The 15,637-nt window shown below is 76.1% G+C and carries 8 protein-coding genes and 1 pseudogene; 5 read left to right on the plus strand and 4 right to left on the minus strand.

Annotated features, from left to right (window positions below; genetic code table 11):
- Nucleotides 1-251: 251 nt before the first annotated feature.
- Both ACZ58X_RS39920 and ACZ58X_RS39925 read right to left on the minus strand, forming a co-directional pair.
- On the minus strand, nt 252-1,829 hold the full coding sequence (locus tag ACZ58X_RS39920; protein WP_470338474.1) for a TROVE domain-containing protein: 1,578 nt from the start codon (nt 1,827-1,829) through the stop codon (nt 252-254).
- 590 nt (nt 1,830-2,419) lie between these two features.
- The gene (locus ACZ58X_RS39925; RefSeq protein ID WP_350507538.1) at nt 2,420-3,847 is read right to left on the minus strand and encodes an MFS transporter; all 1,428 of its coding nucleotides are present in this window, start codon (nt 3,845-3,847) and stop codon (nt 2,420-2,422) included.
- Nucleotides 3,848-4,594: 747 nt separating this feature from the next.
- On the opposite strand from ACZ58X_RS39925, the gene ACZ58X_RS39930 reads away from it, so the two are divergent.
- From ACZ58X_RS39930 to ACZ58X_RS39940, 3 genes are all read left to right on the plus strand, one after another.
- Nucleotides 4,595-6,754, plus strand: coding sequence for an asparagine synthase-related protein (locus tag ACZ58X_RS39930; protein WP_470338475.1), 2,160 nt, complete (start codon nt 4,595-4,597; stop codon nt 6,752-6,754).
- 170 nt (nt 6,755-6,924) lie between these two features.
- Nucleotides 6,925-7,446 carry a universal stress protein gene (locus tag ACZ58X_RS39935; protein ID WP_375892927.1) on the plus strand — a complete coding sequence of 174 codons (522 nt, stop codon included), beginning with the start codon at nt 6,925-6,927 and terminating at the stop codon, nt 7,444-7,446.
- Nucleotides 7,447-7,549: 103 nt separating this feature from the next.
- On the plus strand, nt 7,550-8,254 hold the full coding sequence (locus ACZ58X_RS39940) for a DsbA family oxidoreductase (RefSeq protein ID WP_470338476.1): 705 nt from the start codon (nt 7,550-7,552) through the stop codon (nt 8,252-8,254).
- A 114-nt stretch (nt 8,255-8,368) separates the two neighbouring features.
- On the opposite strand, the gene ACZ58X_RS39945 is transcribed toward ACZ58X_RS39940, so the two are convergent.
- Together ACZ58X_RS39945 and ACZ58X_RS39950 are read right to left on the minus strand one after the other, a co-directional pair.
- Entirely contained in the window at nt 8,369-10,603 is a 2,235-nt protein-coding gene (locus ACZ58X_RS39945; protein WP_470338477.1) for a sigma-70 family RNA polymerase sigma factor, read from the minus strand.
- A gap of 378 nt (nt 10,604-10,981) precedes the next feature.
- On the minus strand, nt 10,982-11,854 hold the full coding sequence (locus ACZ58X_RS39950) for a TetR/AcrR family transcriptional regulator (protein WP_470338478.1): 873 nt from the start codon (nt 11,852-11,854) through the stop codon (nt 10,982-10,984).
- Between the two features lie 574 nt (nt 11,855-12,428).
- On the opposite strand from ACZ58X_RS39950, the gene ACZ58X_RS39955 reads away from it, so the two are divergent.
- Together ACZ58X_RS39955 and ACZ58X_RS39960 are read left to right on the plus strand one after the other, a co-directional pair.
- On the plus strand, nt 12,429-13,778 hold the full coding sequence (locus tag ACZ58X_RS39955; RefSeq protein WP_470338479.1) for an NAD(P)/FAD-dependent oxidoreductase: 1,350 nt from the start codon (nt 12,429-12,431) through the stop codon (nt 13,776-13,778).
- 170 nt (nt 13,779-13,948) lie between these two features.
- Nucleotides 13,949-15,241, plus strand: a pseudogene (locus ACZ58X_RS39960) (SpoIIE family protein phosphatase); the annotation flags it as partial.
- Nucleotides 15,242-15,637: the final 396 nt, after the last annotated feature.

Here is a 15,637-nt window from a genome sequence, read left to right on the forward strand (position 1 = left end):
CCCCCCCTCCCCCCCCCCCCCCCCCCCCCCCCCCCCCCCCCCCCCCCCCCCCCCCTCCCTCCTTCCCCCCCCCCCCCCCCCCCCCCCCCCCCGCCCCCCGGGGCATCGGCCGGTCCCCCCGGACCGGCCGTGGTGTGGCGCGCCGAGCCCCCCGACTCCGCGCTCCACCCCCCCCTTGAGCGGCCGTGGCGCCGACGCGCCGGCCCCCCGGCCCCGCGCGTCGCCGCCGCCCCCGTCCGGCCGCGTCGTGGTCAGACCTCCCAGGGCCAGCCGGCGTCCGTCCCCGCCTCCAGCAGGGGGATCAGCCGGAAGGCCGCGTCGCTCAGGCCGCCGAAGGTGTGCCGGTTGGCACCGCCGCTCGGGCCGTGGCCCGTCGCGTAGCCGGCCAGGTTCCAGGTGTAGACGGGCACGTGGGCCGGTATCTCGGCGAGCGGATCGCTGCCCCGGTAACCGGCGCCGGGCTGCTCGTCGGTGACGATCACCACCCGGTCGTGGCCCCGGTAGTGGTCCCGGACGGCCTGGGCGGTGTTGGTGCCGCCGAGGTTGGAGAAGCGCTCCAGCACCCGCAGCACCGCCTCCCCGCGGCCGACCTCGACCACCCGGCTGACGCTGCCGAACTCGACCAGGTCCGCCTCGGCCGCCCGCACCTTCAACGCGGTGCCGAAGATCGCCGCCGAGTCCGCCCGGTTGAGCTGGGTCTGCGCGCTGGGCCGGTCGAACATCGAACCGGAACGGTCGACCAGGACCAGCGTCCGGCCGGGCAGCTCGGGCACGTTGGCGAGCGAGTGGCCGAGCGCCGTCTCCAGCGCGTGCCCCCACCGCAGCGAGGGCGCGTGCCGGTGAGCGGCCAGGTAGCGGAACGGGAACTGGCGCGAGCGCCGCACCTCGCCCTGGTCGGCGACCCGCCGGGCCACCTCGGCCGCGACCTCGTCCGACACCCCGGCCCGGTCGAAGTTGCGCAGGTTCCGCACCAGCGCCATCGGGCCCATGGACGGGATGACCGCCTCCCAGACCGCGGCGTCCATCGGACCCTGCAGCCAGCCCGCCAGTGCCTCCCAGGTCAGCCCGGCGGCGGCCAGCCGCTCCGCGCCGTCCTCCGCCGTCACGGCCGCCCGGCGTTCCCCGACGGGCAGCGCGAGCAGCTCGCGGTTGGCGGTCAGCATCCGGTCGAGGGCGGGCGGGACGGCCTCCTCCGGCCGGTGCCGGCGGTCCAGCGCGTACTGGAACAGCGGCCCCTGCCAGGGCTTGGCCGGGTCCGGCGCCGGGTGGGTCAGCTCCAGGACGTCGCCGAAGCGGTAGCCCTTGGCCGCGGTGTCGTACTTGAGCAGCGCGCGTGCGTCGTACAGCCGGCGCACCGCGTCCGCGACGCCGCGCTTGAGCGGCTTGGGCAGCGCCCGGCCGTAGCGCGACGTCCAGTACGCGAGCAGCTCACCGGGCTCGTCGGCCCGCCGCAGCACGGCGTCGACGGCCTGCCGGGAGTGCCCGTGGGCACCGGCGTCCAGCCGGGCCCGGGTGAACTCGGCGGCGCCGACCAGTGCGGCGGTGCGCAGCTGCGCCCCGTAGCGGAGCCAGCGCAGCAGCCCGAGGGTCCACTCCGGGTCGCTGACGGCGAGTTCGCGCACCAGCGCCGTGTAGCGGTCGTCGCGGGCGCCGCCGCGCTCGTAGAAGGTGTCCTGCCCGACCATGTTGGCCACGGCGAGGAGGAAGAGCTCGGACCTGGTGTCCCGGACGTGACCGGCGCCGCCGTTGTGGTTGGCGGTGCGCTTCCCGGTCGTGGTCACCGGTGACTTCGGACCCGCCTTGGTCTTGCGGATGTTGAACCTGGACATGCTGCAGCCCCCCTCGGCGTGCTCGGTCGTCAGTGGGAGGGAGGCATGCTGCGGCTGGGGTGCCCGAGATCGTGCCGGTCGTCGTGCGACGACCGGCGTCGGCGGAGGTATATGCCTTGTGCTCTACCCGGATTGAGCTAGCGGCCGCGCTCGCGCACGGCACGCCCGGGATTTGAACCCGGAACCGCAAGATCCGAAGTAACCCCCGCCTGCGCACCGGGCACTCCGAAGCGCAGCTGCCTCCCGAGATCAATGGATTCGGCTGCGGTTTTTGGGTTTGCTTCAACGCGCCCCGAAAAGGGGGCACTCCACAGAAGTAACCGCCGCCGTCGCACCGGGAGGTGCGGAATTCTATTCACGTGTAGGTGTCCAGAGTTCAAGGACGGCTGAGGTGACATAGCTGCTCTACCAACTGAGCTACACCGGCCCGAAGCCGGTGACGGGACTCGAACCCGCGACACGCCCATTAAGAGTGGAAGTAACCTCTGCCTGCGCACCTGGACGAGAGAGACCTTATCCGGGCCCCTCCCGCAGGTGCACCCCATTTATCGCGGGGGTTCCGCGAAGTCATCGCAGGCGTCCCGAGCGGCTCACGCCGGAGCGACGATCACCGCCCGGGCCCGCTCGGTCAACTCCCGGACCCGGCGCTCGCCCTGGAAGGGCTCCAGTCGCCGCAGCATCTCCACCACGTACTCCCGGCTGCGCTGCGAGGAGATCCGGCCGGCCACCTCGACGGCGCGCTCGCCGGCGGCGACCGCGGCGTCCAGGTTGCCCGCCTCGGCCTCGGCCATCGCCGAGACCACCAGCCGCAGGCCGTGCGAGCGGACGAAGCCCTCGGTGGGCTTGGCCAGTGCCTCGCGGGTGAACTGCCGGACCTTGGAGGGCACTCCGAGGTCGCGGAAGCACTCCGCGGCGTCGGCGGCCAGCCGGTCGTAGGCGTAGAAGTCGATCCACGCCGGATCGGGATCCCCGGCGCGTGCTCGTTCGAGTGCGCTCTCCGCCGCGCCGAGAGCCGTCGCGCACGCCGCCGCGTTGCGGGCCTTGGCCTGGGCCCGTGCCTCCACCAGGTGGAAGAAGCTCATGGTCCGGGCGGTGGCCAGGCTGCGGTTGCGCTCCAACGCGGCCTGGGCGAGGTCGACGGCCTCCTCGGCGAAGCCCCGGTAGCCGGCCTGGAGGCTCATCGAGGCCAGCACGTAGCCGCCGAGCGGCACGTCGGCGGCGGCCCGGGCGAGCCGCAGGGCCTGGATGTAGTACCGCTGGGCGGCCTCGTGCTGGCCGGTGTCGAAGGCCATCCACCCGGCCAGCCTGGTCAGTTCGGCGGTCGCGCCGAACAGCGCCCGGCCGACCGCGTCGCTGTACGAGGCCAGCAGCAGCGGCGCCGCCTCCACCCGCAGGCACTCCGGCACCATCGACGAACGCCAGTCCCCGCCGCCGTACTTGGAGTCCCAGCGGCGGGCCTCCTGGGCGGCCTCGCGGAGCTTGACCGCGTCCGAGTGGCCCACCCGGTACGAGGAGTTCTCGCTGGGGGAGCGCGGCACCTCGCGGGCCACCGAGCCGTCCGCCGGGTTGATCAGCCAGCGGGAGACGGGCGTCGCGTACGCGGCGACCGAGAAGGTGCCGGCCAGGCTGTCGCTCCAGCGGCCGCCGCCGGGCCCGCGGCGCAGGTCGAGGTCGACCCGGAACAGGTCGGTGGCCGAGCGCACCGCGTCGGCCACCTCGCGCGGGAAGGCCAGGCCGAGTTCGGGCGCCGGGTCGGTGTCGCCCAGGCCGATCTCCTCCAGCGGGACGGGCCGGCCGAGCTTGCCGCCGATCGCGGTGGCGATCAGGTGCGGGACGGGCCCCTGCGGGACCATGCCCTTGCTGACCCAGCGGGCGACCGAGGTCTTGTCGTAGCGCAGCGTCAAACCGCGTTGCGCGCCGAGGTCGTTGACCCGTCGGGCCAGTCCCGCGTTGCTGATCTGGGCGAGGGTCAGGAGCGTGCCGAGCCGTTCGTTCGGTCCTCGTGGGCTGACGGTCATGGTGGCGGCGGCACCTCCTGCGGCCTTGTGCGCGGGGCCCGGGCGGCACCGGGCCGTGGCTGCTGTACCTAGAGTAGTCGGACGCGTTCCGACGGTTAAGAGGCCGCATTCCGGATGGCGGGATCGCGCACCCGGCCGTGCCGCGCCGGGTCGTCGCGGGGGTTGGTCCGGACCACCCGGAGCGGTTCGGCCGCGCCGCGCGCCGGAGCGTCGTGCTCCGGTCCCGTGTTCACGTGCGCCCGGCCGTGCCCCCTGGCCCGACCGGCTGCTCGGCGATTCGCTGGTGGTCGTGGGTCGGCCCGCCGTCGAGGACCCGGCGGGCCGGGGGACGCCGCCGCCTCAATCCCCGCGGGTGGCGGCGAAGTCCGGGAGGGCATGCGGATGCCCTCCCGGGCGGGGCGACGCCTTTCGGCCATCTCGCGATGCCCATGTCAAGGGCGTGCGCCCGGGCGGTCCGGGCCGGGGAGGGGGAGGCCCGGCCCGCCCGAATCCACCCCCGCCCCGCCCCCGTCGCCGTCCCCACCGCCTCCCCGCGCCCGTCACCCGCCCCGGGCCCCCCGCAACGGAAGCGGAACCGGCAACACCGGCCCCGGCAGCGCCCGGTGGTGGCACGATGTCCCCAGACGGCGCGCCGGAACGCGGGCACGCCCGGGCGCGCCCTGCGGGGCCGCCCCCGGCACCCACCCGGCCGCCCGCCCGGCGCCGGACGCGCCGCGCGAGTGCAGGTCCTCGTCCGGTGGAGGCGCGATGCGGTGGCTGACGGGCTGGAGCACGGGCACGCCCCGACCGGGCGCACCGGTGCACGAGGCCCTCGCCACGGTCGCCCCGATCGCCGCCCGCCCCCTGTGGACCGGCCCCAACCCGCTCTGGGCCGTGGGCGACTGGCGGCCCGAGGAGATCCGCCTGGTCACCCTCCGCCCCGGCGCCCGCCCCGCCGTCAGCACCGGCCCCACCACCCCCGACCCGGTCGAGGACACCCCCGCCACCACCCGGCTCGCCGTCCTCGGCCACTGCGGCGCCACCGACGCCGAACTCGCCGCCGGCCTGGCCGCGGCCCGCGGCGGCGCCGTCCGCCACCTCACCGCCTGGCCCGGCAGCTACACCGTCGTGCTGCGCACCGGCACCCGCTCCACCCTGCTGCTCACCGACCTCGCCGGCGCCCAGCCCGTCTTCCACACCCCCTGGGCCGGCGGCACCGCGTACGCCACCGCCGCCCTCCCGCTCGCCGACCTGGTCGGCGCCGCGCTGGACACCGGCCACCTCGCCGCCCGGCTCGCCTGCCCGGAGTCCCCGGAGGCGCTCGGCACCGGCACGCCGTACCTGGGCGTCCAGCGGGTGCCGCCCGGCCACGTGCTCGCCGTCCGCGGCGGCCGCCCGTACCTCGACGCCTACGACGAGCCGCCCGGCGCCGAACAGCCCCGCGACGAGGCCCCCGCCATCCGCGAACTCACCCGCGCCCTGCTGGAGTCCGTCCGCTCCCGGGTCCGCACCCCCGCCCCGGCCACCGACCCGGCCGGGCGCGCCCGGCTCGGCGTCGACCTCTCGTACGGGACGGCCTCCGCCACCGTGGCCCTGCTCGCGGCCGCCGTACCGCTGCCGCCGGTGTCCGCCACCGCTCCGGGCGCACCGACGGGGCCGGCCGCGACCGGCGGCCGGAGCGCCGCCGGGGCCAGGAGCGGCGCGGTCAAGGGCTCCTGGGCCCGGGAGGCCGCCCAGGGCCCGTCCGTCCCCGAGCAGTTGGCCGCCGTCACGCTCGGCGAGACCGAACCGCCCACCAGCCTCGCGCTCGCCCCCGACACCCCTCGGCTGCGGCACACCGTGCTCGACCCCGGCCCCGACACCCTCCCGTACGCGGTGCTGCGCACCGACCCGCAGTCCGGCCCGCTCACCGACGAGCCCGGCCCCGAACTCATCGCCGCCGCCCGGGCCGGGGCCCGGTTCGACGCCGGCGGCGCCGACCACCTCACCGGTTACGGCGCCCGCCAGGTCCTGGACGGCCACCCGGCCCGGCTCGCCGACCTGATCCGGGCCGGCCGGCCCCGCGAACTGCTGCCCCCGGTCGCCGCCCTGGCCGGCGCCGACCGGGCCGCCGCGGGCGTGCTGACCGGCGCGCTGCGCACCCCGCTCACCGTGGTCCGGGCCGCCCACCGGCTCTCCAGGATCCGCTACGCCGAGGCACTGGACGACGCCGCCGCCAAGCTGACCGCCCGGCACGTCCCCGACGGCATCGGCACCGCGGGCGACCGCTCGGCCGTCGACCTCGCCTGGTGCGTCCCCGGCCCGGCCGCCCGCTGGCTCTCCGACGAGGCGCTCTCCGCGGTCGCCCTACGGCTGCGGCTGGCGGCGCGCCGACCGGCGCCCGAGGAACACCCGGGCGCGCACCGGGCCCGGCACGCCCTCTACCGACAGGCGCGCTCCTACCGCACGCTCCTGCACGCCGCCGAACGACCCGGCCAACGGCTGCACGCGCCCTTCCTCGACAACCAGGTGGTCCGCGCCGCCCGACTGCTCCCCGACGACGTCCGCCTCCAGCCCGGCGCCCGGCACGCCCTCCTGCACGCCGTCCTCACCGGCGCCGGCCGCACCGACCTGCCCCCCGACTGGGGGCGCGGCCCCCGCCCCGACCGCACCGCCCCCGCCCGGGCCGGCCTGCGCCTCGCCGCCGACGGCCTCGCCGAACTCTTCGACGCCCCCCTCCTCGCCGAGGCCGGCCTCATCGACCTCTCCGCCGTCCGCGCCGGCCTCGCCCGCTCCACCGACCCCGCCACCGCCCTCTCCCCGGCCGCCCTGGCCGGCCTGGCCGACCTGGTCTCCACCGAACTCTGGCTCCGCCGCCTCCGCGCCCGCCGCCACGGCGCCTGCTGGACCGGCCTCCCCCACCCCCAACCCCCGGCCCTCACCCCCTGACCCCGGCACCACCGGGCCGCCACGGCCCTCCCCGCCCCGCTCCCCGCCCGCCCCCGCCCCGCCCCGCCCCCGGGCCGGCCCACCGTCCGCCCGGCGCGGCGTCGCCGGGCGGGGAGCGGGCCGGGCGGGATGATGGCGTGGCTTTGTGTCCGCGGTGAGGAGCGTGTGCGGTGGGCGGTGTGGGCCCGGGGCGGGAGGTTCCCGTGGTGCTGTCGGTGCTGGGGCGGCCGCCGACGGGCAGGCCGCCCGGGGTGCTGGCGGCCTGCGACGGGTCGGACGGTTCGCTGTGGGCCCTGGACCGGGCGATGACGGAGGCCGAGCTGTTCGGGCTGCCGCTGTACGTGCTGGCCGTGGTGAACCCGGCGCCGGCCGGCTACCCGCCGGGCATGGCGGAGCTGGTGCAGGAGAGCGTGGAGACGCTGGTCGAGAGCATGGCGGACGGGCTGCGCCGGGCGGTGGGGACGGTGCTGCGGCAGCGGGTCCGGCCGTACGAGGGGGAGCTGTCGCTGCACGTGGTGCTGGGCAACGTGATCGAGGTGCTGCTGGAGGCGTCGACCCGGCAGCACACGCTGGTGGTCGGGACCCGGGGCAACGGCGGGTTCGTCCGGCTGCTGCTGGGGTCGGTGAGCTCGGCGGCGGTGCACCACGCGGCCTGCCCGGTCCTGGTGGTCCCCGCGCCGGCCGAGGGCTGACCGCCCCGGCGGCCCCGGGCGTGGTGTCGGGAATGTACCGAGATGGTTCATCGTTCACCCATCTCGTACACCCGCCACGAGACGCCCTTGGAGCCCCCCGAACATGAAGGTCGAGATCTGGTCCGACATCGCCTGCCCCTGGTGCTACATCGGCAAGCGCCGCTTCGAGCAGGCCCTGGCGGACTTCCCCGGCCAGGAGGCCGTCGAGGTCGTCTACCGCCCGTACCAGCTGGTCCCCGACGCTCCGGCGACGGCGAGCCCGCACCGCGCCTGGCTGGCCGAGCGCTACGGCCCGCAGTCGGTCGCGATGGACGCGCGGGTGGCCGAGCTGGGCCTGGCCGAGGGCATCACGTACGACTTCGACGCCGCCCTGCACGCCAACACCTTCCTGGGCCACCGCCTGCTGCACCTCGCCGAGGCCGAGTACGGCGCCGAGGTGCAGGGCCGGCTCAAGGAGGCACTGCTCAAGGCGCACTTCACCGACGGCGTGGACGTCGGCGACCGCGCCGCGCTGGCCGATGTGGCCGTCGCGGCGGGCCTGGACCGCGAGCGGGTGACGGCCTACCTGGCGGGCGACGAGGGCACCGCCGAGGTCCGGGCGCAGCTGGCCGAGGCCCGCGAGCTGGGCATCACCGCCGTGCCGACCTTCGTGTTCGAGGGCAAGTGGGCGGTCCAGGGCGGGCAGGAGGCCGAGACCTTCCGCAAGGTGCTGGAGCAGGTCGCCGCCGAGATCGGCGAGCGCCGTCCGGCACCGGTGCAGGTCGCCCCGGCCGGGGATGCCTGCGCCGACGGTTCCTGCGCCATCTGACGCCGGGCGGCGCTCCGCCGCCCGGCCGACCACGGCGGCCGAGTGCCGAAGGGCCCGGGGCCCGTTCCGAGCAACCAGCCGGAACGGGCCCCGGGCCCTTCGCGTCTCAGGCCGTCACGTGCACCGGAACCGGGCCTGCGCCCAGTCCGCGACGTTCAGCGCCGACCAGATCCCGCTGGCGGGCGTGACCACCAGCCGGATCGACTTCTGCCCGGCCAGCGGCACGTGCACCGGCACCGCGTCGTCCCCGGCGGCGAGGACCCGGGAGCGCCACAGGGTGCCGCCGTCGCTCGACTGGACGGTGAAGACCACCCCGCCGGGGCTGAGCGTGGCGTCGTCCACCCCGGCGACCGCGTCGAAGGACGTGCAGCTGCGGTTGAGGTCGATCAGCGTGGTGGCCGGCGCGTGCACGGTGATGGCGTGCCGCCGGTACTCGCCGCCGATCCAGCCGCCGTCGCGCTGCCAGAACCGGTCGCTGCCCTGCTGCCGGATGCTCGGCCCCTCGGGCGGGGCCCGGTGGTGGCCGGGCTTGACCACGGGCAGCGAGTCGCCCCAGTAGTCGCTGGGCGCGGGCGGGGTGGGCGTGGCGACGGTCGGTTCGGGTACCGGCGGGACGGTCGGCGTCGGGACGACGGGGACCTCGGGCGTCGGCACCGGCGGGAGGGCCGGGGTGGGGACGGCGGGCGGTTCGGGGGTGACCGCGGGCGGCTCGCTCCGCGGTGCCCGGGTGGTCGCCGGTGGCTTGCTCGCCCTGGCACTGGGCTTGGGGCTGGGACTGGGGCTGGGGCTGGGGGCGGCGCTCGGACTGGCCGCGGGCGGCTCCGGGGCCGGGGCGGCGCTGCTGGGGGCCGGCGCGGGCGGTGCGGACGCGGGGGCCACCGGGGCGGGGGCGACCGGCGCGGTGCTGGCGGGGGGAGCCGCGGCCGGGGGCGTCGGCTCGGGCGAGCCGGTCAGCGCGTACGCGGCCACGGCGGCGGCCGCGACCGCCACGGCGGCGGCGATCCCGGCCTTGGCGGCGGTGCCGAGGCCCTCGCCGGCCACGGCGCCCGCGCCGGCCCCGCTGCCGCCGGACGCGCCGGAGGCACCGGCGGCGCCGGCCGCCCCCGCCGTTCCCGCGGAGGTGCCCGAGGACCCGGCCGCGGCGGCCGCCGTACCCGCTGCGGCCGCACCGCCGACGGCGGCGGCCCCGCCCACGGCGGCCGCGACGGCGCTGAACCCGCCGACCCCGACCCAGACCAGCACGCCGCCGGGCAGCAGCGCGCGCAGGCCGGTGTTGATCTCGGTGAGTTCCAGGCAGGCCGCCGTGCAGCGGTCGCACTCCTTGAGGTGCCGTCCGACCTCGGCCGAGGCCCGTTTGCGCAGTGAGCCGCGGGCGTACGCGCCGAGCCGGTTGGCGTAGGCCTCGCAGCTGCTGGCCTGGCTGCCGGAGACGTGGGCCTGGAGGAAGGCGGCGGCCAGCCGGTCGCGGGCCCGGTGGGCCTGTACGGCGGTGGCGTTGGCGGTCTTGCCGAGCATCACGGCGACGGTCTTGGGCGATTCCTGCTCGACCTCGGTGTGCCAGAGCACCACCCGGTCGTCCTCGGGCAGTTCGGCGTAGGCCTGCATGACCATCCGCTGGTCGGCCAGCGCCATCGCCCAGGCGTCGGCGCCGGGGTCGGCCAGGTCGTAGTCGACCACGGCGGCCGAGGTCTGGGCGAACACGCCGAAGTCGTCGACGAGTTGTTCGCGCCGCTCGCTGCGGGTCCAGGCGGCGGCGACGTTGCGTACGGCGGTCAGCAGGTAGGCGCGGACGGCGAACTCGGGCCCCTTGCCCGCCCTGAGCGCTTGCAGGGTGCGGGCGAAGACCTCGCCGGCGAGGTCCTCGGCGGTGAAGCTGTCCCGGCAGCAGGTGCGGGCGTAGCGGCGCACCGAGTCGGCGTGCCGGAGGTAGATCTCCTCGTACGCGCGGTCGTCGCCGGCCCGGACCCGGGCGGTCAACTCGGCGTCGGAGGGCGGGCGGTCGCCGTCGACCGGGTCGGCGGGGGCCGGGACGGTGGGCCGGGCGGTCCGGCCGTCGCCGACGAAGGCCTCAGGGGCGACGCGGCCGCGGCCGGCGGGGGCCTGGCCGGGCACCCGGCCGGGCGGCAGCGCGGCGGCGGAGGCGGACAGCGTCTCGCGGCTGGGCATCCCGGCCTGGTCGGGGACGTGTCCGGGGCTCGAACCGGGGGTCGAGCCCGAACCGGCTGCGGCGCCCGGTACTTGGGCGGCGCCGGTGCCGCCGGAGCCGGCGGCGGACCCTTCGGCCGCGCTACCGGAGTAGCCCCCGAAGTCGAGGCCGTACCCGTAGTCGTTCTGTTCCTCGGCGCTCACAACGGACCCCAGATTCCACGACAGCCCCCGTAGTGTGGCAGGGCGCGCGGGAGTGCGTAGGCGCACGGTTCCCCGACGTACGGCGCCGACGGCGCGCGAAGGGCGCGCATCGGGACATTGGCTCCAACCACGGGCAAAGGATGGCATAGCGCAGGGACGGGCGGTAGCCGGACCGGCCGGTACCCACTCTTCCGAGGGGCCGTCGCATCGTGTTCGCCCAGCGTGTTGCGCGGGGTCGCACGACGCCCGCACCCGGCGCGCGTGCCCTGTCCGCGCGCCGGTGTCCCACCCAACTCCCGTGCCCGTCGGGCGCGTCGACCGTGCCTGTACCGACGCGACCGGCACTGCCCCGGCCTCCCGGGGCGGTCCGAACCGGGGTCAGCGGGCCCGCAGACCGTCCAACAGGAGCTGCAGCAGCCGGTCCGACGGCCCGGGAGCCGATTGACCGTCGGGCTGCGCACCGATCGCCGTGAAACCGGCCGACGGCGGCGCCGTGACCGAGGGCCGCGCCGCGTGCACCGGTACCGACGCGGTCAGCACCAGCACCACGTCCGACACCGTGACGCCCGGCCGCAGCTCGCCCGCCGCACCGGCCCGCGCCACCAGGGCGGCCAACAGCTGCAGCAGCAACCGCGGATCGGCGTCCGCCGCCGAGGGCTCGGCCGGTGCCCCGGACCGCGCCTCCTCGCCGCGCAGGTCGAAGCGCACGGCCGCCGGCGTCTCCGACGCCCGCTGCTCGGGCACCCGACCCAGCTCCTCCGCGTACCGGAACGCCTCCGGCGGCAGCAGCCGCCCGGCCCCGGTGCCGACCGCCCGGGCCAGGTAGCCGGCCAGTGCCTCCCAGGCGCCGTCGCCGCCGTACAGCGACTCCCGCGCCTGCGCGGTCAGCCAGGCCACCTCCTCGGCGGCGATCCGCTGGACCAGCACCTCCTTGCTCGGGAAACGCCGGTAGACCGTGCCGACCCCGACCCCGGCCCGGCGCGCCACTTCCTCCATCGGAGCGCCGTAGCCGAACTCGCCGAACACCTCCCGGGCCGCGCGCAGCACGCTCTCCAGGTTCCGCCGGGCGTCGACCCGGAGCCGGGCCCCGGGCACCGGCGCGGTGGCCTGCGGGGGCTCCGCCCGGTACGGGACGGCCGCGTACGCCATCCCACCCGGTGGCAGGTCCACCGGGCCGCGCTGCTCCGGGACCATGCCCTGTCCGGCGTGCGGTGTGCCCGCCCGCCCCAATGCCTGCTTCTGTTCCATCATCCCAACTCTCCCCCGCAGGCGTCCGAAACCGGACCCTGTCGTCGCCCGCCCCTGCACCCCCCGGTGCAGCCCAGCCCGTCAGAAGTGACCAGATGACCCATTGCTCGTGCCGCCCGTCGCGTTCCGGTGACCACGGTCGTGCCGCCGGACCGCCTCTGCGTCCGGCTCGGCGCGTCGGCACCGACCGGGGCCTCGTCCGGGAACTACCCTTCCCCGGATGACTCTCCCCCAGTCGGGATCTCGCGCCAACGCTGGAACTGGCCGTAGTGGCCGCTCCACGGTGCGTCGCCGCCGGTTGTCATGGCGGTGGCCGCTCCGGCACACAATCCGACCATAGTTCACGGCTCTTCGAAGCCGAAAGTGCGTCAGAAAGTCGCCCGGGAAGCACAACTGGCCACGCACGTCACTTCCGTCGCAACCAGCCCCGTACGGACTGTGGACAAGACCACCTCCGACGGTCCTTCATAGGGGGGCGTGATGGGGGGACACCCCCGGCCGCGAGGCCGGGACGAATCGTCACACCGGCAGGAGGTGCACCATCAGGATCCTGATCGTCGGCGGCGGCTGCGCCGGGATGGCCACCGCACTCCACCTCCAGCGCGGCCTGCGGGAACAGCTGCGGCGCGGCGAGGTGGAGATCACCGTGGTCGAGCCCCGGGCCTACTCCACCTACCACCCGCTGCTGGCCGAGGTCGCGGCCGGTTCGATCGACCCCCGGCACGTGGTCGTCCCGCTGCGCCGGGCCCTGCCGCACTGCCGGGTGGTGACCGCCCGGATCACCCGGATCGAACACGCCGCCCGGCGCGCCCTTGCCGACGCCGCGAGCCCCGGCGAGACCCCGGCGCCGCTCGAACTCCCTTACGACGTCCTGGTGGTGGCCCCGGGGTCGGTCTCCCGCACCGCCCCGGTGCCGGGCCTGGCCGAGCACGGGCTCGGCTTCTCCACCGTCGGCGAGGCGGTGCACCTGCGCAACCACGTGCTGGAGCAGCTCGACCTCGCCTCCGCCACCCGTGACCCGGCCCTGCGGCAGTCCGCGCTCACCTTCGTCTTCGTCGGCGCCGGCTACGCGGGCGTCGGCGCGCTCGCCGAGCTGGAGGACATGGCCCGCACCGCCGCGCGGAGCTACCACAACGTCCCCGCCGAGGACCTGCGCTGGGTGCTGGTCGAGTCCGGCGACCGGATCCTCGCCGAGGAGTCCCCCGACCTGGCCGAGCACACCCTCGGCCAGCTGCGCGAACGCGGCGTCGACATCCGTCTGCGCACCACCCTGGAGTCCGCCGCCGGCGGGGTCGCCGCGCTCTCCGACGGCAGCCGCTTCGGTGCCCGCACCCTGGTCTGGACGGCAGGCGTCCGGCCCTCGCCGCTGCTGCGCGACACCGACCTGCCACTGGACACGGCCGGCCGGGTCCGCTGCCTGGCCACCCTCCAGGCCGTCGGCCCGGACGGGCGGGCGCTGCCCGGGGTCTGGGCGGCCGGCGACTGCGCCGCCGTACCCGACCCGAACGCGGACGGCGCCCCCTGCGCGCCCAACGCCCAGCACGCCTTCGCCCAGGCCGAGCTGCTCGCCCGCAACATCGCGGTCGCGCTGGCCGGCGGGCCGCACGCGCCGGGCCTGGTCGAGTACCGCCCCGGGCCGGCCGCCTGTTCCACCTCGCTGGGGCTGCACCGGGCCGTCGCCCACACCCGGCGGGGCGGCCGGCTCACCGGACGGCGGGCGTGGTGGCTGCACCGGGCCCGGCACCTGCGGCGGCTGCCGAGCGCGGAGCGACGGGTCCGGGTGCTGATGGACTGGGTGCTCGGCGGGGTGTTCTCCCGTGAGGTGGTCTCGCTGGGGGCGATGGAGAACCCGCGTTCGGCCTTCGAGGACGGTTTCGACTCCGGGCCGGAGCGGCCGTCCGGTGCCGGGCCGGAGGCCCCCCGATGAGGGACCCCGCCGCCCGGGGGCCGGAGCCGAACCGACGGCCACGCCGGGCGCGCGACTTCCGGAACCGGGCCTCCGCCTGACAGGATCAGCCCGAACTAGTCATTACCCCATGTGTTGCTGCGCACACAAAAAGTGATGATATGCCTGGAAAACGAGGAAGCGGCCGTCGTTTGAACCTCATGCGCTGGAGCGCCCGGCTCACCGGAGCCCCCTGGCGTGCCGCCCCACCCCACGGGGCCGGCACCGACGAGGGCACGCCCTCCACCGACGGCATCGTCGTCCCCGGCCCCCGGGACCCCACCAGCCCCGCCGCCACCGCCGAACTCCTCGACCCCCACAAACCCCAGAACCTGCGCGAGGTGCTCAACCGCATCCCCGCCCCGGTCGCCGTCACCTACGGCCCGCTCCACCAGCTCGGCTACGCCAACCGTGCCTACCGCGAACTCTTCGGCGAACGCCCCACCGGCCTGCCCGCGGGGGAGGCCCTCCCCGAACTCGCCACCATGGGCGTCCTGCCCCTGATGGACCAGGTCATCCGCGGCGGCCGCCCCCGCAGCGTCAAGGCGCGCTGCATCCTCGGGCTCACCGGCAACCGCTACTACAACGTCTCCTGCGTCCCGCTCGGCCCGGGCGACACCGGCGACACCCCCGCCGAGGGCCCGCCCACCGGCGTCCTGATCTTCGCGGCCGAGGTCACCGACCAGGTGCTCGCCGCAGCCCGCCTGCGCGAAGCCGAACGCCGGCAGCGCGAGGCCGCCGTCACCCTCCAGCGCAGCCTGCTCCCGCAGAAGCTCGACCAGCCCGCCGACCTACGGGTCGCCGCCACCTACCAGCCGGGCGGCGCCGAGGCCGCGGTCGGCGGCGACTGGTACGACGTCATCGCCATCGACGGTGGCCGCACGGCCCTCGTCATCGGCGACGTCATGGGCCGGGGCCTGCGGGCCGCCGCCGTGATGGGCCAGCTCCGCACCGCCGTACGCGCCTACGCCCGCCTCGACCTCCCCCCGCACGAGGTGATGCGCCTGCTCGACGGCCTCGCCATGGAGATCGACGCCAACCAGATCGCCACCTGCACCTACGCCGTCTGGGACCCGAGCCGCCGCACCCTCTCCTACGCCTCGGCCGGCCACCTCCCCATGCTGCTGCGCTGCCCCGACGGCACCATCCTGCGCAGCGAGGAACAGAACGGCCCCCCGCTCGGCACCGGGGACGGCCTGCACGTCTCCCACACCCTGCGCCTGCTCCCCGGCACCACCGGCGTCCTCTATACGGACGGACTGGTCGAGCGCCGCGACGAGGACATCGACCAGGGCCTCGACCTGCTGGCCCGCACCCTCACCGGCGCGGTCGGCGCCCCCGAGGTGATCTGCGCCCGACTCCTCCGGGCGATGGGCGTGACCTCGGAGCACGACGACGACGTCGCCGTCCTGGCCTTCCAGCTGCCGGCGGACGAGGGCACGGAGGGCACGGAGGGCAGCACCGAAAATTCGCTTGCCGTGCTTGACTCGGCCACTCCAGAGGTCTAGTGTTCTTCGAGCTGCCTGTCATGGAGCACCGGACACGCATCTGCGCGGACGGCCCCACGGCAGCCAATCCCTTGAAACACCACTTCCGGTTCGTGCCGGTCGTTTCGCTTTTCCGCGTCTCGGCTCGGTGCTTATTCGGCGTGCGCTTTTTATCGGATTGCGGCCGGATTCGCTTTTCGGAGCGGGGATCGGCTAGAGTTTGAAACGTCGGACGGGGCGTCAAGCCGCAGAAGACACCGGCGAGTTGGATGACGAAGCCCCGGAAAACGGAGCGGAAAACATCTGATAAGCTGGAAACACGAAAGAACGAAGCGCCCGGAGGGCCCGCTGGAA

This window comes from Kitasatospora sp. NPDC040550, assembly GCF_055594965.1.